Genomic DNA, 18,003 nt, shown 5'->3' on the forward strand with positions numbered 1-18,003 from the left:
ACAAACTAAACATGTCTAAGAGAAACACCACATCCGAGTCCGAAGTTGTCGTGATCACCGGTGCATCAGCCGGCGTCGGACGGGCAACCGCTCGTGCCTTCGCCGAACAGGGCGCACAGATCGGCCTCCTAGCCCGAGGAGAGGCCGGGCTCGAAGGTGCGCGTCAGGACGTCGAAGAAGCAGGAGGTGAGGCGCTTACGGTCCAGACTGACGTTTCAGACCCAGAACAGGTCGAGGGGGCGGCTGACGCCGTGGAGGACGTGTTCGGCCCAATCGACGTTTGGGTGAACTGCGCGATGACGTCAGTGTTCTCGCCGGCAGCGGAGATGGAATCCGACGAGTACCGGCGGGTGACCGAGGTCACGTACCTCGGATACGTGTATGGGACGCAGGCCGCGCTTGACCGGATGCGCCCTCGGGACGAGGGTACGATCGTTCAGGTCGGATCGGCGCTCGCATATCGTGGTATTCCGTTGCAGTCTGCGTACTGCGGGTCGAAGCACGCCATCCAAGGGTTCACCGAATCGGTCCGTACCGAGTTGCTTCACGACGAGAGTAGTATCCAGTTGTCGATGGTCGAGATGCCGGCGCTCAACACACCTCAGTTCGAGTGGGTAAGAAGCCGGTTACCGAAGAAGGCACAACCCGTCCCGCCAATCTATCAACCAGAGGTCGCTGCCGACGCCATCGTCTGGACGGCGCATCACGACCGCGACGAACTATGGGTAGGGAGTTCGACGGTGAAAGCAATTCTCGGAAACCGCATCATCCCACGGCATCTTGATCGAATGCTAGCCGAGTCTGGGGAGAGTTCACAGATGGTCGAAGAACCGGCGGACTCGAATCGAGAGGACAATCTCTGGGACCCCGTAGACGATGACACGGACTACGGGGCTCACGGGAATTTCGACGATCGAGCACGGAATCGGAGCTACCAACTCTGGCTAACCACACACCGGCGACAACTTCTCTCTGCTGTATTTGTGTTGTTTTCACTCGCCATTACTGCTGTTTTGCGGTTGAGAGGCCAAGAAGAGTCATTAGAGGTCTGAGTTACGAACTATGAACGACCGCCACACAGCCGACGACCGAACTGACAATCACACCGGTCACGAGGAACACGACTCGATGGCCAACCATCACAAAACCGACCGGGGTGATGACTCGGAGGAATCGCGAACGGAGCAGTCGCTCCTTGAGACTGAAGCGGACGCCACTGGTGCTGCGGAACACGTTAAACAGAAGGAGGGGAAGCACAATCACAGCAACTCCCATGGTGATCATGGCGGGATGCACGAGGGTCACGAACAAATGTTCCGACGGCGCTTTTTCGTCTCGACACTCCTCTCCATTCCGGTCCTCCTCTACAGCGAGATGCTTCAGGAGTGGCTCGGGTTTTCGGTGCCTGCGTTCCCTGGTAGTGAGTGGATCAACCCGGTTTTCGCGGTAATCGTCTTTGCCTACGGTGGGGTTCCGTTCCTGAAGATGGCCGCCCCGGAACTCCGGAATTACTCGCCTGGAATGATGACGCTCATCTCCATGGCGATCACCGTCGCGTTCGTCTACAGCTTAGCGAGCGTGATCTTTCCGACGACGTCGGCGTTCTTCTGGGAACTCGTGACGCTCATCGATATCATGCTGTTGGGCCACTGGATCGAGATGCGTAGTGTCCGCCGGGCCTCTAGCGCGCTCGACGAACTCGCCAAGTTGGTTCCAGACACCGCCGAACGCATCATCGACAACGGTGAGACCGAAGAAGTGCCCGTCAGAGACCTCGAAGAGGGAGATCTCGTTCTCGTACGGCCCGGTGCGAGCGTGCCCGCAGACGGCGTCGTCGAGGAGGGCGACTCCGACGTGAACGAGGCGATGATCACCGGCGAGTCCAGAGCCGTCTCGAAGGAGCCTGGTGACGAAGTCATCGGCGGGACTATCAACGGCGACGGGAGCCTTCGTATCCGTATCAGCGCGACAGGCGAGGAGACGACACTAGCGGGAATCATGCGACTCGTCGAAGAGGCTCAGCAGAGCAAGTCGAAGACGCAGGCGCTCGCGGACCGCGCGGCGGGGTGGCTCTTCTACGTCGCCGTTGCGTCAGCCGTACTTACCGCCATCGCGTGGACGATTGCGACCTCCTTCGGTGCGCCCGTCATCGAGCGCGTGGTGACTGTGCTGGTAATCGCCTGTCCCCATGCGCTCGGACTTGCAATCCCGTTGGTAGTCGCTATCAACACGTCGTTGGCAGCTCGAAACGGGATGCTCGTTCGGGACCGCATCGCAATGGAGCGAGCACGAGAACTCGACACAATCATCTTCGACAAAACCGGGACCCTCACAGAAGGTGAACAGGGCGTCGTCGATGTTGCGACAGCGAGCGACGTCACCGGAGAGGAAGCCCTCGCGTTCGCTGCCGCCGTCGAGAGTGACTCGGAGCACATGATCGCGGAAGCGATCCGCGAGGCAGCCGACGAACGCGGTGTTACGATTCCGAAAGCATCGAACTTCGAGGCGCTCAAAGGGCGCGGCGTGCGAGCGACCGTGAACGGCGAGACGGTGTACGCCGGGGGACCGAACCTCCTCTCACACCTCGACAGCGATGTACCGGACGAGCTCACCATGTTCGCCGACCAAGCCGGTGAGAACGCACAGACTGTCGTGTATCTCGTTCGTGACGACGAGCCGGTGGCCGCCTTCGCGCTCGCAGATGTCATCCGCGAGGAGAGTTATCAGGTCGTGGACGCGCTTCACGACCTCGACATCGAGGTCGCGATGTTGACCGGTGACTCGGCGGACGTCGCTCACGCGGTTGCTGACGAGCTCGGAATCGATACAGTGTTCGCCGAAGTCCTCCCGGAGGACAAGGACAAGAAGGTTCGTGAACTCCAGGACCAAGGCAAACTCGTGGCCATGGTCGGAGACGGGGTGAATGACGCCCCCGCACTCACGCGATCCGACATCGGTATCGCCATCGGGAGTGGTACAGACGTCGCCGTCCAGTCCGCAGACATCATCCTCGTACAGAACAACCCACTCGACGTTGTCCGGCTCGTCAAACTGAGCAAGGCGAGTTACCGGAAGATGCAGGAGAACCTCGTCTGGGCCGCCGGCTACAACGTCTTCGCCATTCCGCTCGCTGCGGGCGTTCTTGCACCGATTGGAATCCTCCTTTCGCCTGCCGTCGGGGCACTCCTTATGTCACTCAGTACGGTCATCGTTGCCATCAACGCACAGTTCCTCCGTCGCGTCGATCTGGACCTTCCATCCCTTCCTGGAGTCTCTTCATCGGGTAGTCTTCAACCAGCGGACTGACCGAAGATCACATCTCTCTTCCTCGGTCTCGAAAGGCAAAGCCGAAGTCGATGTGAACGGCAAAGTCCAAAGGTCGATTTTATGACTATCTCGTGCCTATACCATAGAGGTTTCCACAATGTCCACTCAACAGCAAGGCAATTTGCTACTCCGGATAGTCCTCATTGTACTTGCCGTCATCATATTCGTTCCGTTATTGATGATGGTATTTGCGATGCCGATGATGGGAATGATGGGGTGGTGGGGTGGTAGCCCTGGCGCGGGGATCACACCAGTTTGGGGCATCGGTATGATGCTTCTCTTTCTTCTTGCCCTACTCGGTGTCGGATACCTTCTCTACCGTGGTCTCGTGAGCGGTCAGATTCTCGAACACGACCATGCACTCAAAGAGTTGCGAACCGCGTATGCCCGCGGGGACCTGAGTGATGAGGAGTTTGAACATCGGCGACAGCGCCTTCAGAGAGACTGTAGACATTGAGTTCGAGGTACGCCAAGATGGCGGTGTCGCTCACCTTGACCCGTATCTCGGCGCACTCGGTCACCTCGTTGCGCTTCGAAATGGAGACCTCGCATATCTACACGTACATCCCGAAGAAACGGACCCAGAGGACGGTGTCGTTCGGTTTGCCGTCCGCTTCCCAACTGCTGGTCGATATCGCCTCTTCCTGCAAGCGAAACCCAATGGAGAGCTGATCACAACATCATTCGACGTACAAACTGAGGACCACTAGGTCCTACAGGGCGCAAAACAGCCTCAAGGGTTATTGAAACGGGCATAGAACTACAGGCTATGAGTTCACGAACACCGGAGGAATGTGTTGAGCTCGCCGTTGATACCTCCGCAGACCCTGATAATCGTGAAGACGCCATTCACGCGCTCAAAATGGCAAACGAATGTGACGAACTCGCCGATCTCGTGTCAAACGATGATATCGAAGACCAATATCGGGAACAGGCGCTTCACTCTCTTGGCACACCACAATGTGATTCGACGCTCCAACAACTCGTCGAACAGCAATCCCTCGATTCATCCCTCCAAGAGACAGCGGAGAAACTTCTCCAGAAGATAAATGATAATTAAATAATCGACAATCAAGGAGTGTGACCGCCTGTATTGTATCCCTCACGAGCGGATGAAATGAGGTGATCGGCCTCCTACTGGTCGGCAGCGTGAAGCGACGGAACCGCCGTCTGGACGTGGTTGTTCTCCTCTGGACCGTCTAGTTCATTTTCGCAAAACAATGAGCCCTTTCTGTCCCGAAGGCGTCTGTTCTGACGTGACAGCTTTCCGTTTAGCCAAGAGCAGCACGTCGCTCTTACGTATAACGCATCTCTGCTGTAGCGTTACCCGCCACAGTGACGGTCTTACGACAGCAGTTCAGTCACGTAGTGGTGTTTCATTCGGCGAAAGTGACCCTGTCAACGATTCACGGGTGACGAGACGGTGAACTCGATATACTTCGTTGCGGGAGTGCTCGCTCTCGTCACTGTAAGCGTCGATCTCCTGTGGACGACGTTGTGGATTCAGGGAAGTGCAGGACCTCTCACCTCGCGATTGATGAAATCGGAGTGGCAGGTGCTGCGGCAGACAGTTGGCGATCGGCAGCGGGTGTTGTCACTCTCAGGACCGATAATTCTCATCACTAGCCTTGCCGTCTGGATTGCGCTCCTCTGGGGCGGGTGGACACTGCTGTTTGCTGGCGGTGAGAACGCCCTCCTAGACACCCGCAACACCGGTCCCATCTCCTGGAGCGAGCGGTTCTACTACGTCGGATACACGCTATTCACTATGGGGAACGGAGATTTCACCCCACAAGGCAGCCTTTGGCAGATTGCGACTGCACTTATGGCAGGATCTGGTATGCTCTTCATCACGCTGAGCGTCACGTATATCCTCTCGGTCCTTGACGCAGTCACCCAGAAACGCGCCTTCGCGAGTGGTGTGAGCGGTCTCGGCGAGCAAAGTGACGAGATTCTCCGTGAAAGCTGGAACGGCGAGGAGTTCGAGGGACTTGAGTTACCCCTGAATTCGCTCACAGCTGAGCTAAACACTCTCACGTCGAACCATAAGGCGTATCCGATCCTTCACTACTTCTATAGTCCCAAGGCTAAACATGCACCTGCGGTGAGCGTTGTCGTGTTCGACGAGCTGTTGAGGGTGCTTCGATTCGGGACGCCAGACCAGCATCGACCCGACAATCTCATCGTCGGCAATGCACGGTCGAGTGTGGAGGATTACCTGGAAACGCTTCACGACGCGTTTATCGATCCTGCAAACCGTCTACCGCCCGCGCTCGAACTTGACTCACTTCGTGAAGCTGGTGTACCCACGGTCTCTGACGAAGAGTTTGCTGACTCCCTCGACACTGAAGAGGACCGCCGACGGCAGTTACTGGGGCTGATTGACTCGGACCTTCGCGAGTGGCCAAACGGTGACGATGGATGACGTTCTCGACTCATTTATATGCACCCGCGTCTCAGCCCCTTTCTCCGCGAAATCCATACACCATCTTCCAGCAGAAACTAATCGGTTAGTACTCCGGCCTGACAAACGTCTCGCAGCGCTCATTGGTGGCTACCACCGGTGAGAACACCCCTACAGAGGCTCCTGGATCGCCTCATGGGCAGGGTACTCCCGGGGCTCGTGCTGTAGAATCTGACTTACGATACTGGATCATCGAATTGCTAGTCGTCGGTCATGTGTTGGCCATCGAATTCAGAGCCAGTCGTCGCCCCACTCGTCTAATACGTCGAAGACGGGACAGAGCGCACTGCCTTTCTCAGTCAGGCTGTAATAGCTTGCGACCGGCGATTCGAACTCCTTTCGGTTCTCGATGAATCCCTCCTCCTCCAAGTCGTCAAGCACGCGCGAGAGCGTGTACGAACTCGCGCTTGTCGATCGCTTGAGCTCGTTGAACCGCTTTTCGTCGTCTCGCAGATCGTTGAGGATGATGAGCTTCCACTTCGACCCGATCTCCTCAATCGACCCCACGACATTGCAAACATCTGCATTCCGTTGCTCGATTTCCGATTCTGTATCTGATTCAGACGTCGGTGGTTGGGTCGCCATTACTTGGTTACACTATTGTTGCCTGAAGTATATATAGGTTTGGGAGACAACTAGGTAATGTAATGGAACTACAAAACTCGACGGTGCTTGTGACCGGTGCGACCGGCAACCTAGGCCCGTACGTGACGGACCAGCTCGTTGACCAAGGTGCCGAAGTGATCGGCACTTACGTCACGGAAACCGAGGGAGACAATGTCGAAACCCGCGCTGAGTACGCCGACGCGGTGTCATACCACCAAGTCGATCTCACCGACCAGCCGGCGGTTGAGGCCTTCGCTGAGACCATCACCGAGGAGCACGACTCGGTCGATCACATCGTCGGCCTCGCTGGCGGGTTCTCGATGGGCGGCATCAGTGAAACCGATGGAGATGCGTTCGAAACTGCGCTCAATCGCCACGCGACGACGGCGTTCCTGACTGTCAAGGCGTTCGCGGACCAGCTCGATGAACACAGTGGTATTGTGCTGTTCAGCTCTGACCGGGCGATTGATCCGGTGCCGGGCACGCTGGCCTACAACGTGGGTAAGGGTGCAGTCCGGACGTTGACCGAGTCGCTCGACGTCGAACTCGATGCTCGTGTTAACGCGATTGCCCCGTTCCTCATCGACGTGCCGGGGAACCGCGAGGCGATGCCCGACGCCGACTTCTCCGAGTGTACGGCCCCTGCGGCGGTCGTCGATGAAGTGGTCAACCTGCTCTCGAACGAGGGTGTGACGGGCCAGATCATCCAGATGACTGGGGGTCAGCCGGAGGTGGAGGAATAATGGCTCAGACCGAATCACGTCAACTGTCGTCCGAGACGACTGCGCGGTGGGGCCCGACCCTCGTTCGACTCGCCCTTGGGATTCCGATGCTAATCGCAGGCGTCGGCAAAGTCTTCGGAGTCGGACCGAAACCGATGGGTATCTCGGGCTTCGCAGGGTTCTTGGCGAGCCTTGGCGTTCCATTTCCCACAATTGCTGCGTGGGGAGTCGGTCTGGTCGAACTTGTCGGCGGCATCTTGTTGCTAGTCGGCTTGGCCGTTCGACTCACAAGCGCGGTGATCGCCATCGACATGCTCGTCGCTACTGTCCTGTACCACCTTCCCAATGGGTATCCGGTCACGAGTAACGGGATCGAATTGACGCTCACACTAACCCTGATCGCAGTAGCGCTCGTCCTAAGCGGCCCTGGAGCGTTCTCGATCCAGCATGCACTGTTCGACCAAGAGGACCGCTCCACTGACTCGTCTCAGTCGAGGGGCATAGACGGATAAGCAGCGCTCGCGTTTATTTTGACAGCCTCAAGGAAAGTAGACGAAACGCCTCTCCTCGCCCTCAAGGAGGATGCAGACGCCCTCGCACGCCATGGGTCGGGCACCGGGTTCTACCACAATGCATTCAGAGTGCCCTCACGTGATACGCTCGGTGACGCGCTCGGTCGGATACGAGAACAGTCGTCAAGCACACGCAAGAGGGTGTAGGAGCTAGCCCCTGTCGAGCGCGTGAGTTCGTTGAACCGCTTCTCACTGTCACGCAAACCATTGAGAACAATGAGGTTCCACTTCACCCCCATCTCCTTGACAGCCCCGATGACGTTACAGATGTTTGCATTTCGCCATTTGACCTCGGTGTCTTCGTTAGCCTCTGTCGGGGGTGGTTGGGTCGCCATTCCTTGGTTACACTATTGTTGCCTGAAGTATATATAGGTTTGAGAGCCAACTAGGTAATGTAATGGAACTACAAAATTCGACGGTGCTTGTGACCGGTGCGACCGGTAACATGGCCCTGCACGTGACAGACCAGATTATCCAGATGACTGGCGGTCAGCCGGAGGTGGAGGAATAATGGCTCTGGAGACTGCCGGTGGTGGGCTGGCCTTCTTGGTTGGCCGCCTCATCTTTGGTGCGGTGCTCGGGTTCATGGGGCTGAACCACTTCATCGGGCTGGAGGGAATGAGTGGCTACGCTGCGTCAAAGGGTATCCCCGCCCCCCGGCTGTCCGTTGCGGGGTCCGGCCTCATACTCGTGGTGGGCGGGCTCGCCATCATCCTCGGAGTGTACCCACTCATCGGCGCGGCGGCCCTCATCCTATTCTTCCTGGGCGTAACGCCGGTCATGCACGACTTCTGGAACGCGCCCGAGGAGGAGGTCCAGTCCGAGATGACGAACTTCCTGAAGAACGCTGCGCTCTTCGGAGCCGCGCTCGTATTCGTGTCGCTTAGTGGAACCGACTGGCCCTACGCACTCAACATCGGACTCTAAGGAGGCACAGATGACCACGCAAGCGAATTCAGAGAATTCAGATGCACTCCCGGAAGGAACCCGTATCGGTCGGACTGCCCTTCGGGTCGCCGACATGGAGGAGATGACCGGATTCTACCGGGATGTCGTCGGCCTCAGTGTGCTCCATACAGCCGACACGACCGCCGTTCTCGGGGTTGACGATACGTCACTGCTCGTCCTGGAGGAAGAGCAAGATGCCCTGAAGCGTCACCGATCGGGCACCGGGCTCTACCACAATGCATTCAGAGTGCCCTCACGTGAGGCGCTCGGTGACGCGCTCGGTCGGATACGAGACCACTGGCAGCTCGGGGGAGCTTCTGACCATGGCGTCAGCGAGGCGCTGTATCTCACAGACCCCGAGGGGAACGGCGTTGAGATCTACCGCGACTTCCCACGCGACGAGTGGTCCATCGACGACGATGGGAGGATCAGAATCGGCTCCGAACGCCTCGATCTCGACAGGATCGAATCCGCTGGTAGTGGTAGAGCTCGGGCACCGCCGGGCACAGACGTCGGCCACGTCCATCTCGAAGTCTCCTCGATTGACGCATTCAGGGACTTCTACGTAGACACTCTCGGATTCGAGGTGAAAGCAACCTGGCCAGACGCACACTTCGTATCTGCCGGAGGGTACCACCATCACATCGGGGCGAACACATGGCACCATCGTACAAACCCGAGCAATGGCCGAGGATTAGCCTGGTTTGAGGTGGTCCTCCCGGGGACAGAAACGCTCGACGCACTTCGAGATCGACTCGCTGGGAGCGAATCCACCGTGACTGAAACGGATGAGGGGATCGTAGTCAGGGATGCAGACGATATCGAGATTCGATTCCGAGTCGAGACCTAATTCTTCGTTCCACCGTTGCTTACTCGTTGCTCCACTGGAAGCGGTAGCTGCCCTGGATAATCCTGTAGGATCTGTCGATAGAGCAGCGAGGGACAATGGTTTATCCCGCTGCCGGACGACATCTGAATATGGAGTCGATCCCCTCTGATTTCGAAGACCTCTTTGAGAGGCCGTCATACGGCGTCCTTGCGACCCTGCTCCCCAACGGCATCCCTCACCAAACCGTCGTCTGGGTCGATTATGACGGCGAACACGTCCGCATCAACACGGCTCGTGGACGCCGAAAGGTAGCTAACATACAGCAAGATCCCCGCATTGCGTTGTGTGTGATCGACCCCGATGTCCCGTATCGCTACCTTTCGCTCCATGGTGAGGTGACAGCCGTCACCGAGGAAGGGGCGATGGACCACATCGACGCTCTCGGCCAGCGGTACCAAAACGTCGAGAGCTGGTCGGATCGGTACGACGACGACGTTGTCAGAGTGATACTCGAGATCGAACCAGAAGGCGTGTTCACCCGCGAGCCGTACGGCATCGAGCAGGAGGAGTAAGTCTCACACGCTCGGAAGCACACGCCACCACGAGCATGAGACGACCGCGGACCGGAGACCGATTGATCTGCTCCCAACTCGACGCACACACATTCAACCAGATCTGAGTATCTGTGGACTCTCAGGCGTCTCCCACGCGCAGAACGGGTTTGATCGCCTCACCGTTCTCTGAATCTTCAACGGCCTGTTGGATGTCCTCGAAGTCGTAGTAGGTGATGAGTTCGTCGAACGGGAATTTCCCTTGTCGATACAGCTCGATCAGGTCGGGGATGAACTGCTGGGGGTCAGAATCACCTTGAACGATACCGGTGATGCTCCGCCCGCCCAAGATGTGGTCGTTCACGTCGTAACTGGCCCTCGTCCCAAGCGACGGGGCGCCAATGATGCCGAGTTCCCCGAACTGTGTGAGGGTATCGGTTGCCTGTTCAGCGACATCTGGCACGCCAGTCGTCTCCAGTGCGTAGTCAACACCCCCTGTGAGTTCCTGAATCTTGTCAACTACGTCGTCTACCTCCTTTGGGTTCACGGTCTCCGTAGCACCGATTTCCAACGCCTTCTCTAAGCGGCTCGCTTGGAGGTCGACGGAAATAATGTCGGTACATCCTTTGAGGTTAGCTGCCATGACGGCGGCTAAGCCGACGCCACCCGCACCAAAGATAGCGATCGATGAACCTGCTTGCGCGTTCAACACGTTGATGACGGCACCGGCTCCCGTCTGGATGCCACACCCGAGAGGGCCAAGCATCTCGAGCGGCACGTCGTCTCCGACGGGGACGGCGTTTCGTTCAGATGCAATCGCGTACGTGGCGAACGACGATTGACCGAAGAAGCGGCCACTTATCTCTTCCCCGTCGAGTGAGATCGGTGATGATCCGTCCTCCGGTCTGACGCCCCCGAAGCAATAGTCGAAAGCCCGCTCACAATATGCTGGGTGGCCATCTCGACATGGTGTGCAGGTGTCGTCGTAGTCGAAGCTCATGACCACGTGATCACCAGGCTCAACGTTGGTCACGTCCTCACCAACCTCCTCGACGACTCCAGCACCCTCGTGCCCAAGCACTGCCGGCAAGGGAGTCGGATACATCTGGTCCCGTACGATTAAATCAGTGTGGCAGATACCGACACCGACCACATGGACCAGAACCTCGTCGTTGCGTGGTTCGTCTAGTTCGACTTGTTGGATTTAGAACGGTGCTCCCTCCTCCTTTGTAATGGCTGCCTCTATTTGTATAGGTGTGTGTGAAAGGTTATCAAGGGCTATAAAATTGGCCCGGTCATCTGTCCCGTCTTAGTAGCCGACGGCGAGCTGGGTGTGAATCTCGTCGCTGTTTTCGAGTTCGTCAACGAAGGCGACAGCGAAGTCCTCCATTGAAATGTAACTTTCTCCGTCCTCGCTGGCGACGAGTTGTCCTTCCGCCGTTCGGTACTCGCCCGTCCGCTCCCCTGGCTCAATCTGTGCCGGCGGTGCGATATACGACCACTGGAGGTCATCAACTTCGCGGATGACTTCCCAGGCGTCGATGTGTGCCTCCGCCAGCGGCACAAGTTCGTCCGGGAACTCATCGGTTTCGACGACCTGTGTGTCCGGGCCGACGTTCAGACCGCCCGCACCGCCCGTCCAGACGAACCGATCAACGTCTGTCTGTCGGAGTCCCTCAATAAGTGCCTCCGCCATTTCAGGAACGATTTCGACGCCTTCCCCTCCAGATGGGCCGAGCGCCGATGCGACGGCATCGTGGCCCTCAGCGAGTTCCGCAATCTTAGCAGGGTCGGTCGCATCGCCAGCGACCGCCTTGAAGTCCGCGTCGTCGATTTCACCGCTTCGGGAGACGCCAGTCACCTCGTGGCCGCGTTCGAGGAGTTCGTTTGCAATTCGTTGCCCGATTCGACCGCTCGCACCGAGTAGTAGTACGTTCATTGGGTTGTGTGGATTGTTAGTAGTCGTCTGGCAATTCGTGACGGGTACCGCAGCCTCGGTCACACCTTCACACTTGGTATTAGAGCGTGACCTTGATAAGGTTCAGCCAACAGAGGTATGACCAGGTCACATCAATGTCATCGGACTCCTCCCTCGAAGCAAAATACGATAGCTGCCCCGTACTCAGGACCCTCGAAGAAGTCGGCTCTCGGTGGCGAATGTCCGTCATACACGTCCTCCGAGAGGGAGATCTCCGATTTAACGAGATCAAGCGAGCGACAGATGCGAACTCACAAACCTTGTCTCGCGTACTGGACGATCTCGAAGAGAAAGAATACGTTGAACGTCGGGTGGAAGAAGAAAGTCCAGTCGCGGTGTATTATTCGTTGACGACAAAGGGTGAAGATCTTCTCTCTGCGTTCGACGAAATTTATGAGTGGGGTGAAAAATGGCTTGACAGCCAGAGTGAGTAAGTACACACTCTGCATTGCGTGGTCGATGAACGGAATGGAAAAGCCGCCACCACGGTACAGACCATCCGTGTCGAAACGCTAGCCGGTCGGCTAGCGCGGCCTGGGGTTAGTCCGGGAAGACGATGATTTGCTCTGCGCGCTCACCAGACTCGTTCCCAATCCGGTAGTACCAATCATGTTCATTCGACGCTACGACTATCGCCACGTACGGCAACTTGCGGCGATTATTGCCGCAGAAAAGAGGATTCGTGCCTTTTTGGGTATAGTCCCGGGCGGATTCGAACCGCCGTCAATGGCTCCAAAGGCCATTATGATTGGCCACTACACCACGGGACTGGACCGAGTCGGTCGGTTCCGACTACGTGAAATCGGTCGTCCTCCGTGTATTAGTGATTTCCGCTCTCGGTCCGGCTGCCGGTCACTCGCGTCGTCTCTCCACCGCGTAACTGCCACAGTTGGGGCAGACGTGATACTGCACGTCGTACCCTGTTTCGCACGACAAGCAGACGTACGGGAGCTCCTCCTCCGGGGTGAGTCCCGCCAACCGCTTGAGTCTGCTCAGCGTGCTCATGGTCCCACCCATGAGTCGGGCCTCACACTGGACGTGCTTAGTTCTATGTTCGTTCACCTCCGGCGACAGAACAGTTCAGTCGGCGAGGTTCTCCGACTCTACTTCGAGATAGCGGCAGGCGTCGGTCTCGGGGTCGAAACAGTCCGGGCATTCGCTGTTCCGGTCGATGATGGTGTCGAGCCGCTCGGCGACGGTGTCGTCGATGACGCTCTCTAGTTCGCGAGCCTCTCCCCGGAAATCTTCGACTTCGAGGACGTTCGTGAGGAACCGCTCGATGATGCAGTACGTCTGGAGCGCGTCGCGAGCGCGGACGATTCCCTCGTCGGAGAGGCGGACGCCTTTGTACTTCTCGTGTTCGGCGAGACCGCGGTCTTCGAGTTTGCCGATCATCTCGTTGGCGCTGGCGGGACTCACGTCGAGCATCTTCGCGAGCGCTCCCGTCGCCGCCGGGCCGTCCTCCATCTCCTGGATGAGGTAGATCGCTTTCAGATACTGGTCTGCCGTGTTCATCGGTTCACTCCCCTCATTCTCGTGTCTCCATGATCTTCGTCACCTCTTGGACGCCCTCGGCCTCTTCGGCGCGGATGTCGCGGAGGACTGAGAGCAGTCGGTCGTGGTCGACGGAGAACGACGCGTCGCTCGCCTCGATGCCCTCGATGAGGTCGTCGTAGAACTTGTACGCGGTCTCTTCGTTGCAGAGTTGGTCGTAGAGGACGCCGTCGAAGTCGTCGGGTTTCGTTTTCCCGTAGCGCGCTTCGACGAGCGTCTCGATGTCCTCGAACGGGATGCTCTCGGCGTCGAGTTCGTCGATGATCGCCTCCAGTCGCTGGCGGTGCTCGGCGGACTCGTCGGCGGCGTGTTCCAGCAGTTGCTCTAGCTCCGCGTCGAGTTCACGCTCGTCGGCGGACAGGGACTGATAGTGGTGGTACGCGCGGGCTTCGACCACCTCTTCCAGGACGATCCCGATCTGGAGCAGGCGTGCGAGTTGGTGGTCCGAACCCACTCGGTGGCCGACGCTCACGGGGTCGGCCCTCCGCTTCTGTTCGATACCCTGTCGGTCATACACCTTGGTCGGCGGGTGACGAACTTAAGCGGTTCCCTCCGCCTTCCGGAGCGGTCAGACCGGCTTCGCGGGGAGAGGCGACGCTCACGAGGGGTGAGAAAAGAGAGAGAGAGAACGCAGACCGCTACGTTTCAGTTCAGACGCGCCTTGATGAGATCGTCGAGGTCGTCGCGGAACTCGTCGACTTCGATCTCCTCGAGGACGGGTACGAAGAAGCCCTCCACGAGCATGTCGCGCGCCGTCTCCGGGTCGATGGACCGGGAGATCATGTAGAACAGCTCCTCTTGGTCCACCTGACCGACCGTCGCCGAGTGCGACGCTTCGGTGTCGTGGTTGTGGATGATGAGCTTCGGCGAGGCGTCGGCCTCGGACTCGTCGGAGAGCATCAGCGTGTTCTCGCGCTGGTAGGAACTCGTGTCCCACGCGTCCTCGCCGACGTCCTGGACGCCCTCGTACACCGAGCGCGCCTCGTCGTCGAGCACGCCGCGCGTGATGAGGTCGGCGGTCGTGTGCTCGGCCTCGTGCCAGACGCGGGCGTTGACGTCGAAGTGCTGGTCGTTGTGGCCGAAGAACGCGCCGACGATCTTCGTCTCCGAGGAGTCGCCGACGAGGTTCGTCTCCACGTCGGAGCGCGTCAGCCGGGAGCCGAGGTTACCCTCGATCCAGTTGATCGTCGCGTACGTGCCGGCGTGGCCGCGCTTCAGCGTGAAGTGGTACGTCTCCTCGTCGAGGTTCTGCAGCGAGCCGTACTGGACGTAGCTGTTCTCGCCAGCGGCGACTTCGACGAGGTTGCTGAAGTAGCGCTCGCCCTCGATCTCCTCGCTTCCGGTGCCCGTCTCGGTGCCTTCCAGAATCGTCGTCGACGCCGACTTCTCGGTGACGACGAGCGTCTGGCTGAACAGCGAGCGGGAGTTCATCTCCGCGCGGATCTTCACATCGCCGGCGTCGACGCCCTCGGGGACGTAGACGAACGTGCCGGTGGTGAACAGCGCGGCGGACAGCGCCGTGAGGTAGTTCGTCTCGGGGTCGAGCACCGTACCGAAGTGCTCGCGGACGAGCTCCTCGCGCTCGTCGAGCGCCTCCGTAAAGGAGAGGACGACGGCGTCGCCCTCGGCGGTGCGCTCGGTCTCGTCGGACTGGTTCAGCGGGTCGACGAGGTTCTCGAAGTCGAGCGCTTCGAGGTTCGTCCAGCGGCGGCCGGGCGTCTGGATGACGTCCGGCAGCGGCAGGTCGTCGAGCGCCTCGAACGCGTCGAGGCGTCGCTGGAGCAGCCAGTCGGGTTCGTCTCGCTCTTCGGAGATCTCGCGGATGGTCTCCGCCGAGAGGCTGGATGGGAGTTGCACGCTCATCTATCCGAGGCTCCCCTCCATCTCGAGTTCGACGAGGCGGTTGAGTTCGACCGCGTACTCGATGGGCAGCTCCTCCGTGATGGGCTCGATGAAGCCCGAGACGATCATCTGCTTGGCGTCGTCGTCGTCGAGACCGCGCGACTGGAGGTAGAAGATGTCCTCGTCGCCGATCTTGCCGACGGTCGCCTCGTGGGCGACGTCGACGCGCGACTCGTTGATCTCCATGTACGGCATCGTGTCCGAGGTGGACTCGTTGTCGAACATCAGCGCGTCACACTCGACGGCCGTCGAGGAGTCGTGCGCGCCGTCGGCGATGTGGACGAGACCGCGGTAGTTCGTCCGGCCGCCGTCCTTCGAGATGGACTTGGACTCGATGGTCGACTTCGTCTCGGGGGCGTTGTGGTACACCTTCGCGCCGGTGTCGATGTTCTGGCCCTCGCCCGCGAACGCGATGGTGATGTGGTTGTCGGACGCGCCGCGGCCCTTCAGGATGGACGCGGGGTAGAGCATCGTCGCCTTCGAGCCCATGGAGCCGGAAATCCACTCCATGCGGCCGCCCTTCTCGACGATGGCGCGCTTGGTGTTGAGGTTGTAGGTGTTCTTCGACCAGTTCTGCACGGTGGAGTACTGGACGTGAGCGTCCTCGCCGACGAACACTTCGACGCCGCCGGAGTGGAGGTTGAACGCCGAGTACTTCGGCGCGGAACAGCCCTCGATGTAGTGGACCTCCGAGCCCTTCTCCGCGACGATGAGCGTGTGCTCGAACTGGCCCATCCCCTCGGAGTTCATCCGGAAGTACGCCTGCACGGGCATGTCGACGGTGGTGTCCTCGGGGACGTAGACGAACGACCCGCCGGACCAGATCGCGCCGTGGAGCGCGGCGAACTTGTTGTCGCTCGGGGGGACGCACTTCGTCATGAAGTACTCCTTGACGATGTCCTCGTGCTCCTGGACCGCCTGGTCCATGTTCATGAAGACGACGCCCTTCTCCTCCCACTGCTCCTGCATGTTCTGGTAGACGACCTCGGACTCGTACTGCGCGCCGACGCCCGAGAGCGCGTTCTTCTCGGCTTCCGGGATGCCGAGTTTGTCGAACGTGTCCTTGATCTCGTCCGGCAGGTCCGTCCAGTCGTCGACGCTGCCGCGCGTCTCGACGTCCGGTCGGATGTACGGGATGATCTGGTTGACGTCGACCTCCGAGAGGTCCGGCTGGCCGGGCCAGTCGGTCGGCATCGGCATCTTCTGGAACTGCTTGAGCGCGCGGAGACGCCGCTGCAGCATCCACTCGGGCTCGTCTTTGTCTTCGGAGATGACCCGGATGGTCTCCTCCGTGAGACCCTTGTCGGCTTGGAAGGAGGACTTCTGCTCCTTCTTGAACTCGAAGCGGGCCTCGGTGTCTGTCTCTTTCAGGTGGTCTTGTTCTGAACTCATGGTTAGTTAGATTGGTGTAGCTGGCGCAGCCTTATCAGGCTGTCTCGTAGGTCTGCTCACGGACCCAGTCGTATCCCTTGTCCTCGAGTTTGACGGCGAGCTCCGGGCCGCCCTCCATGACGACCTGGCCGTCGAGCATGATGTGGACGACGTCGGGTTCGACGTAGTCGAGGATGCGCTGGTAGTGCGTGATCTGCAGGATACCGGTGCCTTGCTCGTCGCGAAGCGCGTTGATACCCTCGGAGACGTCCTGCAAGCGGTCGATGTCGAGACCGGAGTCGATCTCGTCGAGCACGGCGAGAGAGGGCTCGAGAATCGCTGCCTGCAGCACCTCGTTCTGCTTCTTTTCGCCGCCGGAGAAGCCCGCGTTGAGGTAACGCTGGGCGAACTTCTCGTCCATGTCGAGCAGTTCCATCTTCTCCTTCAGGAGCTGCTGGAACTCGGCAACACCGACTTCGCCCTCGTCGGCGGGGCCCTCCATCGGGGAGGTGTCGTAGCCCGACTCCTCTTCTTCGCCGTCGTCTCCTTCCGCTTCTTCGAACAGCTCCTCGCGCTCTTCGAGTTTGGCGTTGAGCGCCTGGCGGAGGAAGTTCGTCATCGTGACGCCCTCGATCTCGGCGGGATACTGGAAGCCGAGGAAGATGCCGAGCGCCGCGCGCTCGTTCGGTTCCAGTTCGAGCAGATTCCACGTGCGCTTGTCCTCGGGAATCTCGAAGTCGTCGCCGAACTCGTTCTCGCCGAGGTGGAGCAGAATCTCGCCGTCGGTGACCTCGTAGGCGGGGTGCCCGGCGATGATCTTCGCCGTGGTCGATTTCCCCGACCCGTTCGGCCCCATCAGGGCGTGTATCTCGCCGGATTTGACTTCCAAGTCGACGCCCCGGAGAATCTCCTCTCCGTCCTCGACCGCGACCTCTGCATGGAGGTTCTTGATTTCGAGTGTTGCCATTGTTATGTGTTCCTCGTGTTCGAGCGTGGGGGCTTGCGCCCATTAATGCTTACGCATTCACCCCCTACCGCTTCCGCTGTGAGAAAATTTGTTTTCGGTATCGGAAATCCTCGACGACAGAATCTCTGTCCGAGGGTTACCCCGTCGGAAGCGAGGACAGTGCACGCCGAGCGACCGCACGCGCGACGCCGGCGTGAGGACGAGTGGGCGTT

The 18,003-nt window shown here is 59.1% G+C and carries 19 protein-coding genes and 1 tRNA gene; 11 read left to right on the top strand and 9 right to left on the bottom strand.

The window, feature by feature from the left end; all coding sequences use genetic code 11:
• Window positions 1-11: 11 nt before the first annotated feature.
• The 5 genes from LAQ73_RS02990 (at window position 12) to LAQ73_RS03010 (ending at window position 5,752) form a co-directional block, all read left to right on the top strand.
• Entirely contained in the window at window positions 12-1,052 is a 1,041-nt protein-coding gene (locus tag LAQ73_RS02990) for an SDR family oxidoreductase (RefSeq protein ID WP_224269771.1), read from the top strand.
• A gap of 10 nt (window positions 1,053-1,062) precedes the next feature.
• Complete coding sequence (locus LAQ73_RS02995; protein WP_425601117.1) at window positions 1,063-3,306, top strand: copper-translocating P-type ATPase; 2,244 nt, start codon at window positions 1,063-1,065, stop codon at window positions 3,304-3,306.
• Window positions 3,307-3,424: 118 nt separating this feature from the next.
• Complete coding sequence (locus tag LAQ73_RS03000; RefSeq protein WP_224269772.1) at window positions 3,425-3,784, top strand: SHOCT domain-containing protein; 360 nt, start codon at window positions 3,425-3,427, stop codon at window positions 3,782-3,784.
• 312 nt (window positions 3,785-4,096) lie between these two features.
• Window positions 4,097-4,387, top strand: coding sequence for a hypothetical protein (locus LAQ73_RS03005; protein ID WP_224269773.1), 291 nt, complete (start codon window positions 4,097-4,099; stop codon window positions 4,385-4,387).
• A 363-nt stretch (window positions 4,388-4,750) separates the two neighbouring features.
• Window positions 4,751-5,752: a potassium channel family protein gene (locus LAQ73_RS03010; RefSeq protein ID WP_224269774.1), complete on the top strand. Its 1,002-nt coding sequence runs from the start codon at window positions 4,751-4,753 to the stop codon at window positions 5,750-5,752.
• Between the two features lie 270 nt (window positions 5,753-6,022).
• Here the strand turns inward: LAQ73_RS03010 and LAQ73_RS03015 are convergent, their stop codons facing one another.
• Window positions 6,023-6,376: a winged helix-turn-helix transcriptional regulator gene (locus LAQ73_RS03015; RefSeq protein ID WP_224269775.1), complete on the bottom strand. Its 354-nt coding sequence runs from the start codon at window positions 6,374-6,376 to the stop codon at window positions 6,023-6,025.
• 62 nt (window positions 6,377-6,438) lie between these two features.
• On the opposite strand from LAQ73_RS03015, the gene LAQ73_RS03020 reads away from it, so the two are divergent.
• The 5 genes from LAQ73_RS03020 to LAQ73_RS03045 all read left to right on the top strand — a co-directional run bounded on the left by LAQ73_RS03020 (window position 6,439) and on the right by LAQ73_RS03045 (window position 10,040).
• A complete protein-coding gene (locus tag LAQ73_RS03020) occupies window positions 6,439-7,140 on the top strand; it encodes an SDR family NAD(P)-dependent oxidoreductase (protein ID WP_224269776.1) in 702 nt (233 codons plus the stop codon).
• Window positions 7,140-7,631: a DoxX family protein gene (locus LAQ73_RS03025; protein WP_224269777.1), complete on the top strand. Its 492-nt coding sequence runs from the start codon at window positions 7,140-7,142 to the stop codon at window positions 7,629-7,631. Before LAQ73_RS03020 ends, LAQ73_RS03025 begins: the two co-directional genes overlap by 1 nt.
• A gap of 570 nt (window positions 7,632-8,201) precedes the next feature.
• Complete coding sequence (locus LAQ73_RS03035; protein ID WP_224269778.1) at window positions 8,202-8,618, top strand: DoxX family protein; 417 nt, start codon at window positions 8,202-8,204, stop codon at window positions 8,616-8,618.
• A 10-nt stretch (window positions 8,619-8,628) separates the two neighbouring features.
• Window positions 8,629-9,489, top strand: a complete 861-nt coding sequence (locus tag LAQ73_RS03040; protein ID WP_224269779.1) for a VOC family protein — start codon at window positions 8,629-8,631, stop codon at window positions 9,487-9,489.
• A 128-nt stretch (window positions 9,490-9,617) separates the two neighbouring features.
• Window positions 9,618-10,040 (top strand): PPOX class F420-dependent oxidoreductase, encoded by a 423-nt coding sequence (locus LAQ73_RS03045; RefSeq protein WP_224269780.1) that lies wholly within the window; start codon window positions 9,618-9,620, stop codon window positions 10,038-10,040.
• 121 nt (window positions 10,041-10,161) lie between these two features.
• On the opposite strand, the gene LAQ73_RS03050 is transcribed toward LAQ73_RS03045, so the two are convergent.
• Window positions 10,162-11,223 carry an NAD(P)-dependent alcohol dehydrogenase gene (locus tag LAQ73_RS03050; protein ID WP_224270708.1) on the bottom strand — a complete coding sequence of 354 codons (1,062 nt, stop codon included), beginning with the start codon at window positions 11,221-11,223 and terminating at the stop codon, window positions 10,162-10,164.
• A 105-nt stretch (window positions 11,224-11,328) separates the two neighbouring features.
• Window positions 11,329-11,958 (bottom strand): NAD(P)-dependent oxidoreductase, encoded by a 630-nt coding sequence (locus tag LAQ73_RS03055; RefSeq protein WP_224270709.1) that lies wholly within the window; start codon window positions 11,956-11,958, stop codon window positions 11,329-11,331.
• Window positions 11,959-12,092: 134 nt separating this feature from the next.
• On the opposite strand from LAQ73_RS03055, the gene LAQ73_RS03060 reads away from it, so the two are divergent.
• On the top strand, window positions 12,093-12,431 hold the full coding sequence (locus LAQ73_RS03060; protein ID WP_224269781.1) for a winged helix-turn-helix transcriptional regulator: 339 nt from the start codon (window positions 12,093-12,095) through the stop codon (window positions 12,429-12,431).
• 263 nt (window positions 12,432-12,694) lie between these two features.
• Here LAQ73_RS03060 and LAQ73_RS03065 read toward each other — a convergent pair.
• The 6 genes from LAQ73_RS03065 to LAQ73_RS03090 form a co-directional block, all read right to left on the bottom strand.
• A tRNA-Gln gene (locus LAQ73_RS03065) sits at window positions 12,695-12,767 on the bottom strand.
• Between the two features lie 310 nt (window positions 12,768-13,077).
• Window positions 13,078-13,512, bottom strand: coding sequence for a metal-dependent transcriptional regulator (locus tag LAQ73_RS03070; protein ID WP_117592046.1), 435 nt, complete (start codon window positions 13,510-13,512; stop codon window positions 13,078-13,080).
• Between the two features lie 13 nt (window positions 13,513-13,525).
• Window positions 13,526-14,023, bottom strand: a complete 498-nt coding sequence (locus tag LAQ73_RS03075; protein ID WP_224269782.1) for a ferritin-like domain-containing protein — start codon at window positions 14,021-14,023, stop codon at window positions 13,526-13,528.
• 173 nt (window positions 14,024-14,196) lie between these two features.
• The gene (gene sufD / locus LAQ73_RS03080; RefSeq protein ID WP_224269783.1) at window positions 14,197-15,414 is read right to left on the bottom strand and encodes a Fe-S cluster assembly protein SufD; all 1,218 of its coding nucleotides are present in this window, start codon (window positions 15,412-15,414) and stop codon (window positions 14,197-14,199) included.
• Entirely contained in the window at window positions 15,415-16,845 is a 1,431-nt protein-coding gene (gene sufB, locus LAQ73_RS03085; protein ID WP_224269784.1) for a Fe-S cluster assembly protein SufB, read from the bottom strand. It lies immediately after the preceding gene.
• Window positions 16,846-16,879: 34 nt separating this feature from the next.
• The gene (locus tag LAQ73_RS03090) at window positions 16,880-17,791 is read right to left on the bottom strand and encodes an ABC transporter ATP-binding protein (protein ID WP_224269785.1); all 912 of its coding nucleotides are present in this window, start codon (window positions 17,789-17,791) and stop codon (window positions 16,880-16,882) included.
• Between the last annotated feature and the right edge of the window lie 212 nt (window positions 17,792-18,003).

It is taken from the genome of Haloprofundus salinisoli (genome assembly GCF_020097815.1).
In the GTDB taxonomy this organism is placed as follows: Archaea; Halobacteriota; Halobacteria; order Halobacteriales; family Haloferacaceae; genus Haloprofundus; species Haloprofundus salinisoli.